At 68.7% G+C, this 14,956-nt stretch carries 15 protein-coding genes; 12 read left to right on the top strand and 3 right to left on the bottom strand.

Going from position 1 to position 14,956, the window contains the following annotated elements:
- Position 1: 1 nt before the first annotated feature.
- Together ACZF5Y_RS10100 and ACZF5Y_RS10095 are read left to right on the top strand one after the other, a co-directional pair.
- Positions 2–724 (top strand): metal-dependent transcriptional regulator, encoded by a 723-nt coding sequence (locus ACZF5Y_RS10100; RefSeq protein WP_497532539.1) that lies wholly within the window; start codon positions 2–4, stop codon positions 722–724.
- 148 nt (positions 725–872) lie between these two features.
- Entirely contained in the window at positions 873–1,529 is a 657-nt protein-coding gene (locus ACZF5Y_RS10095; RefSeq protein WP_497532538.1) for an asparagine synthase, read from the top strand.
- A 42-nt stretch (positions 1,530–1,571) separates the two neighbouring features.
- Here the strand turns inward: ACZF5Y_RS10095 and ACZF5Y_RS10090 are convergent, their stop codons facing one another.
- Positions 1,572–1,892 carry a GNAT family N-acetyltransferase gene (locus ACZF5Y_RS10090; protein WP_497532537.1) on the bottom strand — a complete coding sequence of 107 codons (321 nt, stop codon included), beginning with the start codon at positions 1,890–1,892 and terminating at the stop codon, positions 1,572–1,574.
- 62 nt (positions 1,893–1,954) lie between these two features.
- Between ACZF5Y_RS10090 and ACZF5Y_RS10085 the strand changes: the two genes are divergently transcribed.
- The 7 genes from ACZF5Y_RS10085 (at position 1,955) to ACZF5Y_RS10055 (ending at position 9,687) form a co-directional block, all read left to right on the top strand.
- On the top strand, positions 1,955–2,593 hold the full coding sequence (locus tag ACZF5Y_RS10085) for a hypothetical protein (RefSeq protein WP_497532536.1): 639 nt from the start codon (positions 1,955–1,957) through the stop codon (positions 2,591–2,593).
- On the top strand, positions 2,583–4,217 hold the full coding sequence (locus ACZF5Y_RS10080; RefSeq protein WP_497532535.1) for an adenosylhomocysteinase: 1,635 nt from the start codon (positions 2,583–2,585) through the stop codon (positions 4,215–4,217). The genes ACZF5Y_RS10085 and ACZF5Y_RS10080 overlap by 11 nt, the downstream gene beginning before the upstream one ends.
- Entirely contained in the window at positions 4,214–5,539 is a 1,326-nt protein-coding gene (locus tag ACZF5Y_RS10075) for an amidohydrolase family protein (protein WP_497532534.1), read from the top strand. Before ACZF5Y_RS10080 ends, ACZF5Y_RS10075 begins: the two co-directional genes overlap by 4 nt.
- Positions 5,540–5,607: 68 nt before the next feature.
- Positions 5,608–6,438: an ABC transporter substrate-binding protein gene (locus ACZF5Y_RS10070; RefSeq protein WP_497532533.1), complete on the top strand. Its 831-nt coding sequence runs from the start codon at positions 5,608–5,610 to the stop codon at positions 6,436–6,438.
- A gap of 7 nt (positions 6,439–6,445) precedes the next feature.
- The gene (locus ACZF5Y_RS10065; RefSeq protein WP_497532532.1) at positions 6,446–7,330 is read left to right on the top strand and encodes an amino acid ABC transporter permease; all 885 of its coding nucleotides are present in this window, start codon (positions 6,446–6,448) and stop codon (positions 7,328–7,330) included.
- Positions 7,327–8,094 carry an amino acid ABC transporter ATP-binding protein gene (locus tag ACZF5Y_RS10060; RefSeq protein WP_497532531.1) on the top strand — a complete coding sequence of 256 codons (768 nt, stop codon included), beginning with the start codon at positions 7,327–7,329 and terminating at the stop codon, positions 8,092–8,094. The genes ACZF5Y_RS10065 and ACZF5Y_RS10060 overlap by 4 nt, the downstream gene beginning before the upstream one ends.
- Positions 8,095–8,214: 120 nt before the next feature.
- The gene (locus ACZF5Y_RS10055) at positions 8,215–9,687 is read left to right on the top strand and encodes an MDR family MFS transporter (protein WP_497535328.1); all 1,473 of its coding nucleotides are present in this window, start codon (positions 8,215–8,217) and stop codon (positions 9,685–9,687) included.
- 51 nt (positions 9,688–9,738) lie between these two features.
- On the opposite strand, the gene ACZF5Y_RS10050 is transcribed toward ACZF5Y_RS10055, so the two are convergent.
- Entirely contained in the window at positions 9,739–10,689 is a 951-nt protein-coding gene (locus ACZF5Y_RS10050; protein ID WP_497532530.1) for a LysR family transcriptional regulator, read from the bottom strand.
- Positions 10,690–10,776: 87 nt separating this feature from the next.
- On the opposite strand from ACZF5Y_RS10050, the gene ACZF5Y_RS10045 reads away from it, so the two are divergent.
- Entirely contained in the window at positions 10,777–12,402 is a 1,626-nt protein-coding gene (locus ACZF5Y_RS10045) for an aminotransferase class I/II-fold pyridoxal phosphate-dependent enzyme (RefSeq protein ID WP_497532529.1), read from the top strand.
- 101 nt (positions 12,403–12,503) lie between these two features.
- On the opposite strand, the gene ACZF5Y_RS10040 is transcribed toward ACZF5Y_RS10045, so the two are convergent.
- On the bottom strand, positions 12,504–12,728 hold the full coding sequence (locus ACZF5Y_RS10040) for a hypothetical protein (RefSeq protein WP_053353337.1): 225 nt from the start codon (positions 12,726–12,728) through the stop codon (positions 12,504–12,506).
- Positions 12,729–12,859: 131 nt separating this feature from the next.
- Here ACZF5Y_RS10040 and ACZF5Y_RS10035 point away from each other — a divergent pair, with 131 nt between their 5' ends.
- Positions 12,860–14,548 carry a DUF885 domain-containing protein gene (locus ACZF5Y_RS10035; protein WP_497532528.1) on the top strand — a complete coding sequence of 563 codons (1,689 nt, stop codon included), beginning with the start codon at positions 12,860–12,862 and terminating at the stop codon, positions 14,546–14,548.
- Positions 14,545–14,931: a YchJ family protein gene (locus tag ACZF5Y_RS10030; RefSeq protein ID WP_497532527.1), complete on the top strand. Its 387-nt coding sequence runs from the start codon at positions 14,545–14,547 to the stop codon at positions 14,929–14,931. Before ACZF5Y_RS10035 ends, ACZF5Y_RS10030 begins: the two co-directional genes overlap by 4 nt.
- The last annotated feature ends 25 nt before the right edge of the window (positions 14,932–14,956 follow it).

The raw sequence follows: 14,956 nt of genomic DNA, 5'->3' as shown, positions 1-14,956 counted from the left end.
TGTGAGCGTCGACGATCTCTCCCCGAGCATGCAGAACTATCTCAAGGTGATTTGGGGGCTGCAGGAGTGGTCAGACGCGCCCGTGTCGAACTCGGCCATCGCGGAATCCGCCGGGGTGCGGCTCTCCACGGTCTCGGACGCGCTTCGCAAGCTGTCAGACCTTGAACTCGTCGGGCACGCCCGGTACGGCAGTGTCACCCTCACCGATCTAGGCCGCGTGCATGCCGTGTCGATGATTCGTCGGCACCGCCTGATCGAAACATTCCTCGTGCGGCATCTCGAGTACGAGTGGGACGAGGTGCATGACGAGGCCGACCGCCTCGAGCATGCGGTGTCGGACGCATTGATCGATCGTATGGATCGCGTGCTCGGGTTTCCGACGCGGGATCCCCACGGCGATCCCATTCCGAGTGCTTCGGGGGCCGTGCACCGACCCGATGCAGTACAGCTCATCGCGGCGCCCGCGCCCTGCCGGGTGCGCGTCGAGCGCATCTCCGATGCCGACAACGGCATGCTGCAGTTTTTCGCGAGTCGCGACATCGTCGTCGACGCGGTGCTGCACGTGCTCCCGGGGCAGCCGTACTCCGAGACCGTGACGGTGCGTGTCGGAGATCTCGGAGCCGTCGCCGATGCAGACGATGCCTCGGCTGTCAGCCTCGGCCCGGCAGCAGCAGCCTCGGTCTGGGTGTCTCTGGAGGCGACGCCGGATCATTCACGGCTCTGAGTCGCAGCCAGCTTCGTGCAGTGCGCGGTAAACGCCACGCATGACACCGGCAGCACCGGGCGCGCCGTGAGCCCGCCGAAATCAGGGCACCCGGCCGAGCATGCGCGATAATGATGCGGAGTGGCCTTGACGGCCGGGAAGGAGCGCGATGTTCGGCTGGCTCAAGAAGCGCAAGCGGAAGTCGTCGCGCCCGCCCCGCCGGCTGCCGAGACGCGTGCTCGCACCGGTGGAGGAGATCGCCGAGCAGGGGCTTCTTGTCGCCGATGTCGCGGTGCGCATGACGGTCAAGAACGCGATCATCATGAATGCGCTGAAGAAGCACGTCGATTACGACGCCGCGCAGATCGTCGACATGGTGCGGGAAGCCACCGTTGACCTTGCGGTTGAGCGGGAACGGGACGCGCAGCACATCGCTCGAATGCGCGGGGAGATTCGTGATACCGGTCGCAGCTCGTGGAGCGAGTCCGATTACGGCAACGACGACAACCGCACACTCCGTCACCGACAGGAAGTGTACGAGAAGGTCGCCGAAGAGCTGCGTGCGCGAGCGGCAGACGAGGCGTACCTGGACTCGGCGGCGGAACGCGCGCGCAGCATGGCCTGGGACGAAATCGGCACCTCGCTCGCCGATCGCGCGCAGCACCCCTACTACAGCGGCGGCGACAACGACGAGTACCGCGACGAGCGCGATCAGCGCATTCAGCAGCTGATCGAGAAAGATCTCACAGCGCTGGTGCAGCAGCACGCGGCGCCGCCCGCGAAGAAGAGCATGTTCAAGCGCAAGGATCGCGACGTGGCCGAGTAGTCCAGCAGACCGCGGGTGATCCCCGCGTCACGGACGGTTCGGTCAGCCCGCGTCGCTGACAAGCTCGGGGTGCCGCTCGAGGTACCCGGCGATAAACCAGCACGATGCGCGAATGGTGCGTGCGCCGACCGCGTCTCCGGTGACCGCGCGATGCGCGAGCAGCCCCGAGATGCCCGATCCGCGCAACTCGGGAGCGACGACGGTGTGGTCGAAATCGATCTCGCCGTCACCGAGCAACGAGTAGTGCGCTTCGCCGACGAGACGGCCACCCTCGGCGTACACCGCGTAGCACGCGCGCTCGGGTTCGTGCACGATGGTGAAGCCGTCGGCGGCGGCTTCCGCTTCGTTCTGATATCTCGACATGGCGTCAGCCTACTGCCGGCGTGCGACACGCGTGGTCAGGAGGTGGTCAGTAGTCTGGGGGCATGCGTGTATCGCTTCGTGTGTTCGTGCCGCTGGGCGTCGTGATGCTGATTTGCGGCCTCACCGGGTGCGCCGAGGAGGTTCCGGAGCCGCAGGAGCTCACCGTGTCCGAAGCCGGCGCGGAGTATCTGGAAGCGGTCTGCCCGGTCAATGCGGCCTGGGATGACGCCGATGTCGCGCTGGATCGCCTGCGCTTGGAAGCAGACCGTGCCGCCGAGCGCGATTCGGGCGATGTCGAGTCCGTTGACGTGGCCGACTTTGCACAGCGCATGCGCGCGGTCGCGAAGCACAGCGCAGATGCGGCAGCCGCACTCACCGCGTCGACCACGCGCTGGCCCGATGCGGCGGCGGGCAGCATCGCCGAGGTCGCCCGCACGCTCGAAGACGATGAGGGCCAGGCGGCTCGCGTCGCGAAGCTGAGCGCCGAAAAAGCGCTCGACTACCGCTGGGAAGGCGCCGAAGACGTGGGGAGTGCGGCCGCATCCGCGCGTGCCGCACTGGGGCTGCCCGATGACGCGGATGCGGCGTGCGCGCAGTGGCGTGAAGCATCTGATGACGCGGATTCGGCGTCTGACTCCGCGTCGCCCACACCGGGTGCGTCCGCGTCACCAAACTCGAAGGGAGAGACCCGTGACCCGTGATTTTGCCACGGCACTGCGCAGTGAACGCGCGGTGCGATCCGCAGCTCGCGTCGGCAACCGGTTGCTCGCCGGGCGCACCGCCTCCGTTGTGCTGTCGGACCCGGAGTTGCAGCGCGAACTCTCGTGGGTGCTTCGGGGCATGGGCGTGCGTCTGCGGGGGGCTGGCGAAGACGTCGATTTCGCGTTCGTGGATCGCGTTGATCCGGCGTCCATCTCTGCGGGCAGCGCCGAGCGGGATCCCCACTCGAGCGGACTCCCCGGCATGCGCATCGGGCTCGACGGCTCGACGGAGTCGCTGCGCAACGCCGACGCTGAGTCGCGGATCGCCTGGGCGGTCGCCGGCATGCCCGCAACGGCGGCGCTCGCCGACGAGGTGCGCACGGCAGCCTCACGCCGAGACGATGGGGCACGTATCGGTGTCAGCCTCGTTCTCGAACCGAAGACCGCGGCATTTGCGCGAACGCTGGCCGAGGCCGGATGTGAGGTGGCGGTCTTCAGCGCGGTGTCGGAGACCGACCCCGAAATCGCTGCGGCGCTGGCGGGTGACGGCCGTGTCGCGGTGTTCGCCCCGCAGCACGCGGTCGATGCCGCGCATGCCGCCGAAGTCGACGCGCGGCATGCCGCAGCACTGCTCGACTGGGCCCCGGCCTATCTCGTCGATGACGGGGCGCACCTGCTGAGACTTGCCCACACGGAACGGCGCGCGGCACTGGCGGCGCTGCGAGGCGTCGCTGAAGAGACGACGAGCGGCGTGCGACCAGTGCACGAGATGGCGTCGCTCGGTGCGCTTCGGGTTCCGGTGATCGCGGTCAACGACGCACGCACCAAGACCGATTTCGACAACCGGATCGGCACCGGCCAATCGTGCGTCTTCGCGATCGGAGACGTGCGCGATCACGCCGCCGCCGGACATGAGTACCGCGGGGTGGCGGGCGAGCACTGGGTCGTCTATGGGTACGGGCCCGTGGGTCAAGGCGTGGCGCAGTTCGCCGCCGCACTCGGAGCTCGCGTCACGGTCGTCGAACGCGACGCGGTGCGTGCGCTGTCGGCGGTGCACGACGGGCACGAGGTCGCGACCGCCGCGGCAGCGCTTCCCACTGCCGACGTGGTGGTCAGCGCGACGGGTGTGTGGCACACGATCGGCGCGGCCGCATTCGCGCTCATGCCGGCCGGTGCAGTGGTCGCGGTAGCGGGTGGCATTGATGACGAACTCGCGCTGGACGAGCTTCGCGACGCGGGCTGGCGGCCGGCGGTCGCGGGCCCCGACATCGTGGAGTGGCGCGCTCCGGGCGCCGACGGGCCCGGGCCGCGAGTGCTCGCCGGCGGCGGCGGGATCAATTACACCGCAGCCGAGGGCAACCCGATCGAGGTGATGGACTTGTCGTTCGCCACCCAGCTCTCGGCGATCGCACGACTCATCGCGTCCGAAGATGCCGAGCCGCGACTGCACACGCTGTCGGCCGCCGCCGAGGATCGCGTGGCCCGTGCCGCACTCGATGCGCTGGGGGCTTCGGTCGAGCCGTCGCCCGTGGGAACGCGACCGGGCGGCGCCGCGCAGCACTGGACCGTGCACCGTTATCGTGCGGGGGCATCGGAGCCGGACGCCCTACACTCGAACGGGTGAACCCTGCAGCACCGATCGTCGTCTACAGCGCGGCCCTCGTCTTCCCCGTGACCAGCCCGCGCATCATCGACGGTGCGGTCGCGGTACAGGGGGATCGTATCGTCCATGTCGGTGATCGGCGGTGGGTGCTCGAGGTGCTCGCCGAGCGGGGCGCGTCGTTCACGGAAGAGCGCTGGGACGGGGTGCTCGCACCTGGTTTGGTCAACGCGCACACGCATCTGCAGTACACGGGAATGCGCGAAGTCGCCGCCCGCAACTACACGGGCTTCGATCACTGGGGCGATGCCTTCGACGCGGTGTACGCCCGCGAGTCTCACGATTGGGCCGCGGCCGCGGCCGAGGGCGCTCGACTCTCGCTCGCCGCGGGCGTGACCGCCGCGGCCGACGTCGTGACCGACCGTGAGGCGCTCAGCGCGTTGCACGACGCCGGCATGCACGGCATCGCCTACTGGGAGGTCTACGGGGCGAACAACGCCGACTGGACTCCGGAGGCGAAGGACGCCGTGCGCGAGCAGATCCGGAACATCCCGACCCCTCCCGGTGCCGGTGTCTCGCCGCACGCGCCCTATTCGCTCGAGGTGCAACCGCTCCTTGAGCTGCCCGACATCGTGCGGGAAGAGGGACTGCGCCTGCACATTCACCTCGCCGAGGCCCACATGGAGCGCGAGTTCGACGGCATCGACGGTTACGTGGGCGCCGGCCCGGGCGGGCACGGGGCCTGGCCCGAACTCGGCGCAGATAGTTTTCGCGCGCTGCGGTCGCACGGCATCGGCGTCTCATCGACGCAGTTCGTCGACCACCTCGGGGTGCTCGGGCCCGACTGCCACATTGCGCACGGCGTCTACGTGAGTGCCGAAGATCGTGCGCTGCTGCGCGCTCGCGGCACGAGCGTGGCGCTCTGCCCGCGGTCGAATGAGGTGATCGGGCTCGATATGCCCCCGGTCGCGGCGTACCTCCGCGAGGGCAACGCCATCGCGGTCGGCACCGACTCGCTGTCGTCATCGCCGTCGCTCGACCTGCTCGCCGATGTCGCCAAGCTGTACCAGGTCGCGCGTGCGCAGGGATACCGCGGCGACGATCTGCACCAGCGACTGTTCGGTGCGGCGACCCTGGGCGGGGCGACCGCGCTCGGGCTGAACGTGGGCAAGCGTCGCATCGGCCAACTCGGCGTCGGCGCCATGGCCGACCTCGCATTCTTCGCCGTTCCCGTGCACGACCCCGACGCGGCGCTTGCCGAACTCGTCGAAGCCGGGGCCGGGCGGGCGCGGCGCACGATCGTCGGCGGGGTGGAGCGTTACCGATCCGTTCATCACGCCCGGTGATGTCTCGTAGAATGAACCCCGTCCGGATGCCCGCGATCCTGCGCGTCCGCCCGAAGCCAAGGAGTCCCATGTTCCGCACGTCACGCCTCGCCGCGACCCTCGCCGTCGGCGCAGCAGCGATGCTCGCCCTTTCCGCATGCACCAACGGTGCGACCGGCGATGACGCCGGCGTCGGTGCGGTGACCGAGGGCAAGCTCACCATCGCCACCGGCGAGCCCGCCTACGCGCCGTGGGTGATCGATGATGCTCCGGAGAGCGGCGAGGGTTTCGAAGCTGCGGTCGCCTACGCGGTCGCCGATGAGCTCGGGTACGCGAAAGACGACGTCGAGTGGGTGCGCACCAGCTTCGACGCCGCGATCGCGCCGGGGCCGAAAGACTTCGACCTCAACATTCAGCAGTTCTCCGTGAGCGATGAGCGCAAGCAGGCCGTCGATTTCTCGTCGCCGTACTACACGACGACGCAGGCCGTTGTCGCAGCGGGCGGCACGGACGCCGCGAAAGCGACGAGCATCGCCGACCTGAAGAACGCGACCATCGGTGTCGCCTCCGGCACCACCTCGCTCGAGGTGGCGGAGCAGGTCATCGCGCCGACCCAGGAGCTGCAGGTCTTCAACTCGGTCGACGACACCGTCGCCGCACTGAAGAACGGCACCATCGACGCACTAGTCACCGACCTGCCGGGCGCCTTCTACGTGCGCGACGCCCAGCTCGACGACGGTGTCATCGTCGGCCAGCTCGATTCGCAGTCGGGCGGCGATGATTTCGCTTTCGTGCTGCCCAAGGGCTCGGCGCTCACCGCCGACGTCACGAAGGCAGTCGACGCGCTACGCGAGAACGGCACGCTCGACCAGCTCGCCGCCGAGTGGATCGCCGACCAGGGCGCTCCCGTACTGAAGTAGTCGTCGGGTGACCCACTCACCTGACCGAGCCGGCTCGTCGGCCACGCAGCCGGGCGGCGTCAGCCAGATCGAGCTCGACCGACGCGCCTACCGACGGTCGCGCGGGCAGCAGTCGATCCTGATCAGCATCGCGAGCACGCTCGTGTTCGCGGCGCTGATTCTGCTGGTGCTCGTGAACAGCCCCGGCTGGGAGCGGGTGCGCGAGACGTTCTTCGACCCGCAGGTCGCGGTCGAGTCGTTCCCGCGCGTGATCAAGGGGCTGTGGCTCAACATCCAGGTGCTGTTCGTTGCGGCGATTGGCGTGGGCGTGCTGGGCACGTTGCTCGCGATCGCTCGGACGCTGCGCGGCCCGGTCTTCACCCCGATCCGGTTGCTCGCGGCCGGCTACACCGACATCTTCCGTGGAATCCCCGTGCTGCTGGTGCTGTACCTGGTGGGGTTCGGCATTCCGGGGCTCGAACTGACCGGGCGGCTCCCAGCGCAGTTTTGGGGAACAATCGCACTCATTCTCTGCTATTCGGCCTACATCGCCGAGGTGCTCCGGGCCGGCATCGACGCCGTGCACCCGTCGCAGCGGCTGGCGGCACGCTCACTCGGGCTCAGCCACGCGAAGACGCTGCGACTCGTGGTGCTGCCGCAGGCCGTGCGCAAGGTCACGCCCGCCCTCATGAACGACTTCGTCTCCATGCAGAAGGACGTCGGCCTGATCTCAGTGCTCGGCGCGGTCGACGCGGTGCGCGCGGCGCAGATCGAGGTGGCGTCGAGCTATAACTTCACGCCCTATGTGCTCGCCGGAGTACTGTTCGTGCTGCTGTCGCTGCCGTTCATTCGTCTCACGGATTGGCTCACGGCCCGGGCACAGCGACGCGAACAGATCGGAGGTGTGGTGTGACCGCTCAGGATCACCCGACCGACCCCGTGCTCGACGTGCAGGGGGTCGTCAAGCGCTTCGGCGACCAGGCCGTGCTGCGCGGCATCGATCTGACCGTGCACCGGCACGAGGCCGTGGTGTTGATCGGCGCATCGGGTTCGGGGAAGTCGACGCTGCTGAAGACGGTGAACTTGCTCGAGCAGGTCGACGATGGGCGAATTCTGCTCGCCGGTGATGACATCACCGACCCGCGCGCCGATGCCGACACCGTGCGCGCTCGGATCGGTGTCGTCTTCCAGCACTACAACCTCTTTCCGCACATGACCGTACTCGACAACGTGACGCTCGCCGCGCGCAAGGTCTTCCGCACGCCGCGAGCCGAGGCCGAGCGCCGCGGGCTCGAACTGCTCACCCGTATCGGGCTCGGCGAGAAATCGGGGGAGTACCCCGATCGTCTCTCGGGCGGTCAGCAGCAGCGCGTCGCGATCGCGCGCGCGATCGCGACCGATCCCGAACTGCTGCTGCTCGACGAGATCACGAGCGCGCTCGACCCGCAGCTCGTGGGCGAGGTGCTCGATCTGGTGCGCGAGCTGAAAGAGGCAGGCTCCACGATCGTGATGGCGACGCACGAGATGTCGTTCGCACGGCGCGTCGCCGACCGGGTGGTCTACCTCAAAGACGGCGTCATCGTCGAGTCGGGCACGCCCGAGCAGATCTTCGAGCACCCCGAGCGCCCGGAGACGCGGGAGTTCCTCGCACGGCTCGGCGATCCGTTCGGGAAGTAAACAGTTGGAGATCCGCGGAATGGAAACCCGCGGATCTCGGTTAGACTCATACGTCTGCCTACGAGGAGCTTCGCGCGCTCCTGGCCCGGGGCAGCGTCGTCTTCTCGAGGAGTGCCACTTTTGACACCCGATACCGCTTCCGTACGCACGCCGAAATCGGCGGGCGACACCATCGACCCCGCAGGCATGCGGGTCATCTGGCTGCTGCTGATCGCCGCGTTCGTCGCGATCTTGAACGAAACCACGATGGCGATTGCCATTCCCGAGCTCAACGTCACGCTCGGCATTCCGCCCGAGCTGGGGCAGTGGCTGACCAGTGCCTTCATGCTCACCATGGCCGTCGTGATCCCGACGACCGGCTTCATGCTGCAGCGCTTCACCACCCGTCAGGTGTTCCTGGCGGCCATCTCCACCTTTGTGCTCGGCACGCTCATCTGCCTGGTCGCGCCCGGATTCAGCGTGCTGCTTGTCGGTCGTGTCGTGCAGGCAGCCGGCACCGGCATCATGATGCCGCTGCTGATGACCACCGTCATGAATGTCGTGCCCCCGCAGTCGCGCGGCCGCATGATGGGGCGTGTCGGCCTCGTCATCAGCCTCGCACCCGCACTCGGCCCGACGCTGTCGGGCGTCGTGCTCGACACGCTCGGGTGGCGCTGGCTCTTCGGCATCATTCTGCCGATCGCGATCATCGCGCTGCTGCTCGGCGCCAAGTGGATGACCAATCTCGGCGAGACCACGCACGCGCCGATCGACGTGCTGTCGATCGTGCTCTCGGCGCTCGCCTTCGGTGGCATCGTCTTCGGACTCAGCCAGCTGGGTGGACACGGCGCCTCGACGGGCGGCCCCGCGATGACCGCCATCATCATCGGCGGCGGAGTCGTGTTCCTCGCACTGTTCGTGTGGCGTCAGCTCGCGCTCCAGAAGAAGAACGATGCACTGCTCGATCTGCGAGTGTTCCGCTCGAGCAACTACGTGCTGTCGGTCATCATCATGGCGATCATCTCGCTCGCGATGTTCGGCACGTTCTCGCTGCTGCCGCTGTATCTGCAGAATGTGGCGGGGCTCGATCCGACCGCCGCCGGCCTCGTGCTGCTGCCGGGCTCGGTGCTCATGGGCGTGCTCGGGCCGGTCATGGGGCGCATCTACGATGCCCGCGGGCCGAAGACACTGCTCGTGCCCGGCACGATTCTGATCGCCGCGGCGATGTTCGTGTACTCGACCGTGGGCACGCACACGCCGATGTGGTTCCTCATGCTCGTACAGATCGCGATGTCGCTGGGCCTCGCGGGCTCATTCACCCCGCTGTTCTCGGCATCGCTCGGTTCGCTCGAGCGTTCGCTGTACTCGCACGGATCCGCGGCGCTGAATACGCTGCAGCAGGTGGGCGGTGCCGCGGGCACCGCTGTGCTGATCTCGATCTACTCGAGCTTCTTGCACGCCGGTGAGGCTGACGGCCTCGCCACCGCCGATGCGGGTGCGCCGGGTGCGCACGCGGCGTTCTTTACCGCGGCGTGCATCGCGGTGGTGCCGATCGTACTGTCGTTCTTCATCAAGAAGCCCGAGGAGACCTCGGGCGGCCACGGCGGGCACTGACCCGCTCAGTGGGAGGGACGCCGTTCGGCGCCCCTCCCACTGCACCGCGCCCTACCCGAGGGCACTGATCGAGCGCCGCACCGCCTCGGCGAGTTGGCGCACGGCCGCTGATGGGCCACCTGGCCCGGCCGGAGCCGCGAGCAGCAGCTCGCGCGCATATCTCGGGTCCTCGATCGGCCGCAGCACGACTCCCTCCGGCGGGTTGAAGCTCACGAGACTCGGCACGAGCGCGACGGCCATGCCGGCGGCGATCAGCCCCAGTACCACCGAATAGTCGTCCGTGCGAATCGCAACGTTGACCTGCAGCCCCTCGGCATGAAAGAGCTCGCGCACGAGGTCGTCCAGCGTATCGCCCGGTGTTGATCCCATGACCCAGCTGTCGTCGGCGAGCGACAACAGCGCCTCGCGGTCGAACGACGCGTGCGACGCGGCGGGGTGCGTCGCGGGTAACGCGATGAGCATCGGGTCGGTGAAGAGGTGCGTGGTGTGCACCTCGGCGCGGAACGGGAGCCGATACCCGCCCGCCGCGTAGACGAGCGCGGCGTCGAGCGTGTGCTGGTTGATGCGGGTGATCAGTGGTGCGAGTTCTTCGAGCGTCGCGTCGAGTTCAATACCGAGTTCGGCGACGCGGCTGGCGATGCCGGGGAGCAGCCGTGACGCCGCCGTCGGAAACGTGCCGAAGCGCAGACGAATCTTGCCGAGCTGCGCCAGATCGCGCACGTCGGTCAGCGCGCGGTCGGCAAGACTCAATATCTCGTCGCCGCGTTCGAGCATGAGGTTGCCCGCGGTCGTGAGCTTGCTGCCTCGGGTACTCCGCGTCGTCAGATCCGTGCCGACGAGGCGGTCGAGGTTCTTGAGATGGTAGTCCACGGTCGGCTGACTCCACCCCAGACGCTTGGCCGCGCGCGCTACGGATCCCTCCGCGGCTACCGCGCTAAGCGCTTGGAGCTGTCGGAAATCAATCACCGGGTACCTCGGTTCTTCTGGATCAACCGGGGTCATTCGCCCCGGTGCGTTCCAGACAGTATATGGCTCCCGGGAGGCGATTGCGGGCTTCACGCCGGCGCCCTGCGCGGCCACGCTGGAGTCATGCTGGAACAGGATTCGCGTATCGACCCCCGTCATTCGCCGCTGGGCAACGAAGCCCCGACCGTGGCACCGATCGGTGGTGCCGCCGGGCCCACGGCGCGGGGCACCGATCCCGCGCCTCGGTCACGGGAAGCCGCCGCCGCATCGCCCGCGCAGCTCACGGCTCCGTATGCCGACGCGCTGCGCCGGTTCGCCGACGCCCGCCCCATGTCGCTCATGGTGCCGGGGCACGGCAGTGACCCCGAGCACGGTGCCGCCCACCTCACCGACCTTCTCGGCGAGCGGGTGCCCGCAGTCGATATCCCGCTCATGCTCGAGGGCATCGATCTGGGCGAGGACTCGCCGCTCGCGCAGTCGCAGCAGCTCGCCGCCGAGGCCTGGGGCGCACGCCGCACGTGGTTCCTGACGAACGGTGCCTCGCAGGCGAACCGCACCGCCGCCATCGCGGTGCGCGGGCTCGGCGAGCGCATCCTCGTGCAGCGCAGCATGCACTCGAGTCTGACCGACGGAGTGCTGCTCTCAGGTCTCGTACCCGCATTCGTGCGGCCCGGGATCGACGCGCATCACGGCATCGCCCACGGACTGACGCCCGCGGCACTGGAAGCCGCACTCACGCGAGAGGCTGAGGCAGGCCGTGCGGTGTCGAGCGTGTACGTCGTGTCGCCCAGCTACTTCGGGTCGACCGCAGATGTCGCCGGTCTTGCCGAGGTGGCGCACGCGCACGACGCGGCCATCATCGTGGACGGCGCCTGGGGAGCGCACTTCGGCTTCCATGCCGACCTGCCCGAGTCTCCGGCCCGTCTCGGCGCCGACCTCGTGGTGTCGAGCACGCACAAGCTCGCCGGTTCGCTGACGCAGTCGGCAATGCTGCACCTTGGCGAGGGGCCTTTCGCCGACCGTCTCGAGCCGCTGGTCGCCCGCGCCTACTCGATGACGGCGTCCACCTCGATGAGCAGCTTGCTGATGGGGTCGCTCGACGAGGCGCGGCGCGCGCTGGTGCAGGGTGAGGTGCGCATCGGCGAGGCGATCCGCGCGGCCGATGAGATTCGGGATCGGCTCCGCGCCGACGTCCGCTTCGCCATCATCAGTGACGGCTTCGACGCGTTCCCCGACATCGTGGCGACCGACCGCCTCCGGGTGCCCATCGACGTCTCTCGCATCGGCCGCAGCGGGCACTGGGTGCGCGGTCGCATGAGCGCCGAGCACGGCATCTACCTGGAGATGTCGACGGCGACGAGTGTCGTCGCCGTGATCGGTGCGCTCAACGTTCCCGACGTCGAGCGCGTGATCTCGGCGCTCGACGAGGTCGCCACGGCTGCACTTGCCGACCCCGACACCGAGGCCGCAGCAGGCTTCCCCGAGTTGCCCGAGCCCGGCGCACTGCGCGTGCTGCCACGCGACGCGTACTTCGGCGACAGCGAAGTGGTGCCCGCTGCGGACGCGGTCGGCCGTATCTCCGCCGACACGCTCGCCGCGTACCCGCCGGGTATTCCGAACCTGCTTCCGGGCGAGGAGGTGACGGCCGAAACCGTCGCGTTCTTGCAGGCCGTAGCGGCGTCGCCCACGGGGTATGTGCGCGGCGCCGTCGATACGTCGGTGTCTGGCATTCGCGTGGTGCGCAGCTGAACGCGGTGCGAGCCTGAGCGCACTCAGGTGCCGCAATGCCGAAGGGCGGCGATCCGAATCCGGATCGCCGCCCTTCGTACGGTGATGTCTGAGTGCTGCGCTTACTTCTTTTCGAAGAGGTTGCCGACGAGCGTGGAGCCCACGAGCACGATGAGCAGCAGTACGATGCCGACCGCGGCGATACCCGCGTAGTTGAGCGGCTCGCCCGCGTGCGACAGCATCGACGCCGTATCGTCTCCGCCGCCGCTCGCAAATGCGGGGGCAGCGACGAAGACCGAAGCGAGCGCGACAGTCACGGCGGTGGCGATGCGGGTGCGGATCTTCACGGAAACTCCTCGGTCGTGCGGGCGCGCGAATGCGCAGCGAATACGTTTAGTGTAGCGTGCGCGCGCTCCGGTTCTCGCGTCGTCGCCGCGTCGCTCGGAAGAAGCCGAGGTTTCCGTCGTAGCGTTGTCGTATGACTGAACAGCGCCAGCAGACCGCGATCGACCGTATCGCCGAGGCCTGGGTGGACACCCTGGTCGAACACGACCCGACGATCGGTACCTATATCGGCCGCACCGTGGACGGCTTGCCCGACCTCTCCCCGCAGGGCGCCGAGGCGCTCGCGGCCGATGAGCGTCGCGCACTCGCGGAGCTCGTCGCGACCGCGCCCGTTGACGAGGTCGATGCCGTGACGCGCGCCGACCTGGAAGCCGAACTGCGCCTCTCGCTCGCGCAGCACGACGCGGGCGAGCATCTGCGCGACCTGAACGTGATCGCCTCGCCGTCGCAGAACATCCGCGACATCTTCGACCTCATGCCCACCGATACCGAAGCGGATTGGCAGCACGTCTCGGCGCGTCTGCGCGCCGTGCCCGCGTCGCTTGCGGGGTACCGCGAGACGCTTGCGGACGGGGTGCGGCAGCGTCTCGTCCCGGCGATCCGCCAGGTCGAAGAGGTTGCCGCCCAAGCGCGTCGCACCGCCGGCACGCCCGAAGATCTTGGTTTCTTCGGGCGGCTCGCGGGCACGGCGGGGATCCCGGCGGGTCTCGCGATCGAGGTGGCCGCGGCTGCCGCAGAAGCGTCGACTGCCTACTCCGAGCTCGCCGACTTCCTCGAGCGCGAGGTTGCGCCGAACGCGCCCACCGCGGACGCATTCGGTCGGGATCGCTACGCGCTCGCCTCGGAGGCGTTCCTGGGCGCGAAGATCGATCTCGACGAGACGTACGAGTGGGGGCTCGAGGAACTCGCGCGCATGGTCGACGAACAAGAGCGCACGGCGGCCGAGATCGTCGGTGGATCGCCCCGCCCCGGCATCGTCGCGGAGGCGATCGCGAAACTCGAACAGGATCCGTCGCGTAAGCTCCACGGCACCGAGGCGCTGCAGCGCTGGATGCAGGAGACCAGCGATCGTGCGGTCGCCGAACTCGCGGGCACACAGTTCGAGATTCCCGAGCAGATCCGTGCGCTCGAGTGCCGCATCGCACCGACGCAGGAGGGCGGCATCTACTACACCGGGCCGAGCGACGACTTCGCCCGCCCCGGCCGCATGTGGTGGTCCGTTCCCGAGGAGGTCACCGAGTTCGACACCTGGCGCGAGCTCACCACGGTCTACCACGAGGGCGTGCCCGGTCATCACCTGCAGATCGGCCAGGCGGTGGTGAATCGCGGGTCGCTCAACGAGTGGCGCCGTCAGCTCGCCGGCACCTCGGGTCACGCCGAGGGGTGGGCGCTGTACGCGGAGCGCCTCATGGAGCAGCTCGGGTACCTCGATGACCCGGCGGATCGCCTCGGCATGTTCGATGGTCAGCGCATGCGGGCCGCCCGCGTCGTGCTCGACATCGGCGTACACCTCGGCAAGCGTCGCCCTGATGGCGGCGTGTGGGATGGCGAGTACGCCTTCGGGTTCCTCGCCGAGAACGTCAACATGAACGACGGTTTCGTGCGCTTCGAGGTGCTCCGCTACCTCGGCTGGGCCGGGCAGGCTCCGTCGTACAAGGTCGGTCAGCGCATCTGGGAGCAACTGCGCGATGAGGCATCCACGCGCGCGACGAGCGACGGGGGAGCCTTCGACATCCGCGCCTTCCACCGCGACGCGCTCGCACTCGGTGGCGTGCGCCTCGACACCCTGGAGCGCGCCCTGCGGGGCGGCCTCGGCGCGTGACCGACGCGCTCTGCCCCTGCGGCCGCGGCGTCGCCTACGCGGGGTGCTGCGGCCCGTTGCACGCGGGGGAGCCGGCGCCCACGGCAGAGCGCCTCATGCGGTCGCGGTTCAGTGCATTTGCTCTTGGCGACGCCGCGTATCTGCGCGCGAGCTGGGACCCGGCAACACGGCCCGACGAAATCGACCTCGACGACGGCACCGAATGGAAACGGCTGTTCATCGAGGGCGCGGAGGGCGGCGGACCGTTCGACGAGACCGGCACGGTGACGTTCACCGCGATCGGTCGCGGGCCGGCGGGGCGCATCGAACTGCGCGAGCGCAGTCGTTTTGCGCGATCCGGATCCGACCGCCGCTGGGTGTACGTCGACGGCGACGTCGAGTAGTGCGCCGCGCGTCTCGCCCTGGAGG

Source organism: Leucobacter sp. WKLB1 (genome assembly GCF_059696215.1).
Note: the sequence above shows the minus strand (reverse complement) of the source record. Positions and strands in the feature narration are given on the sequence as shown.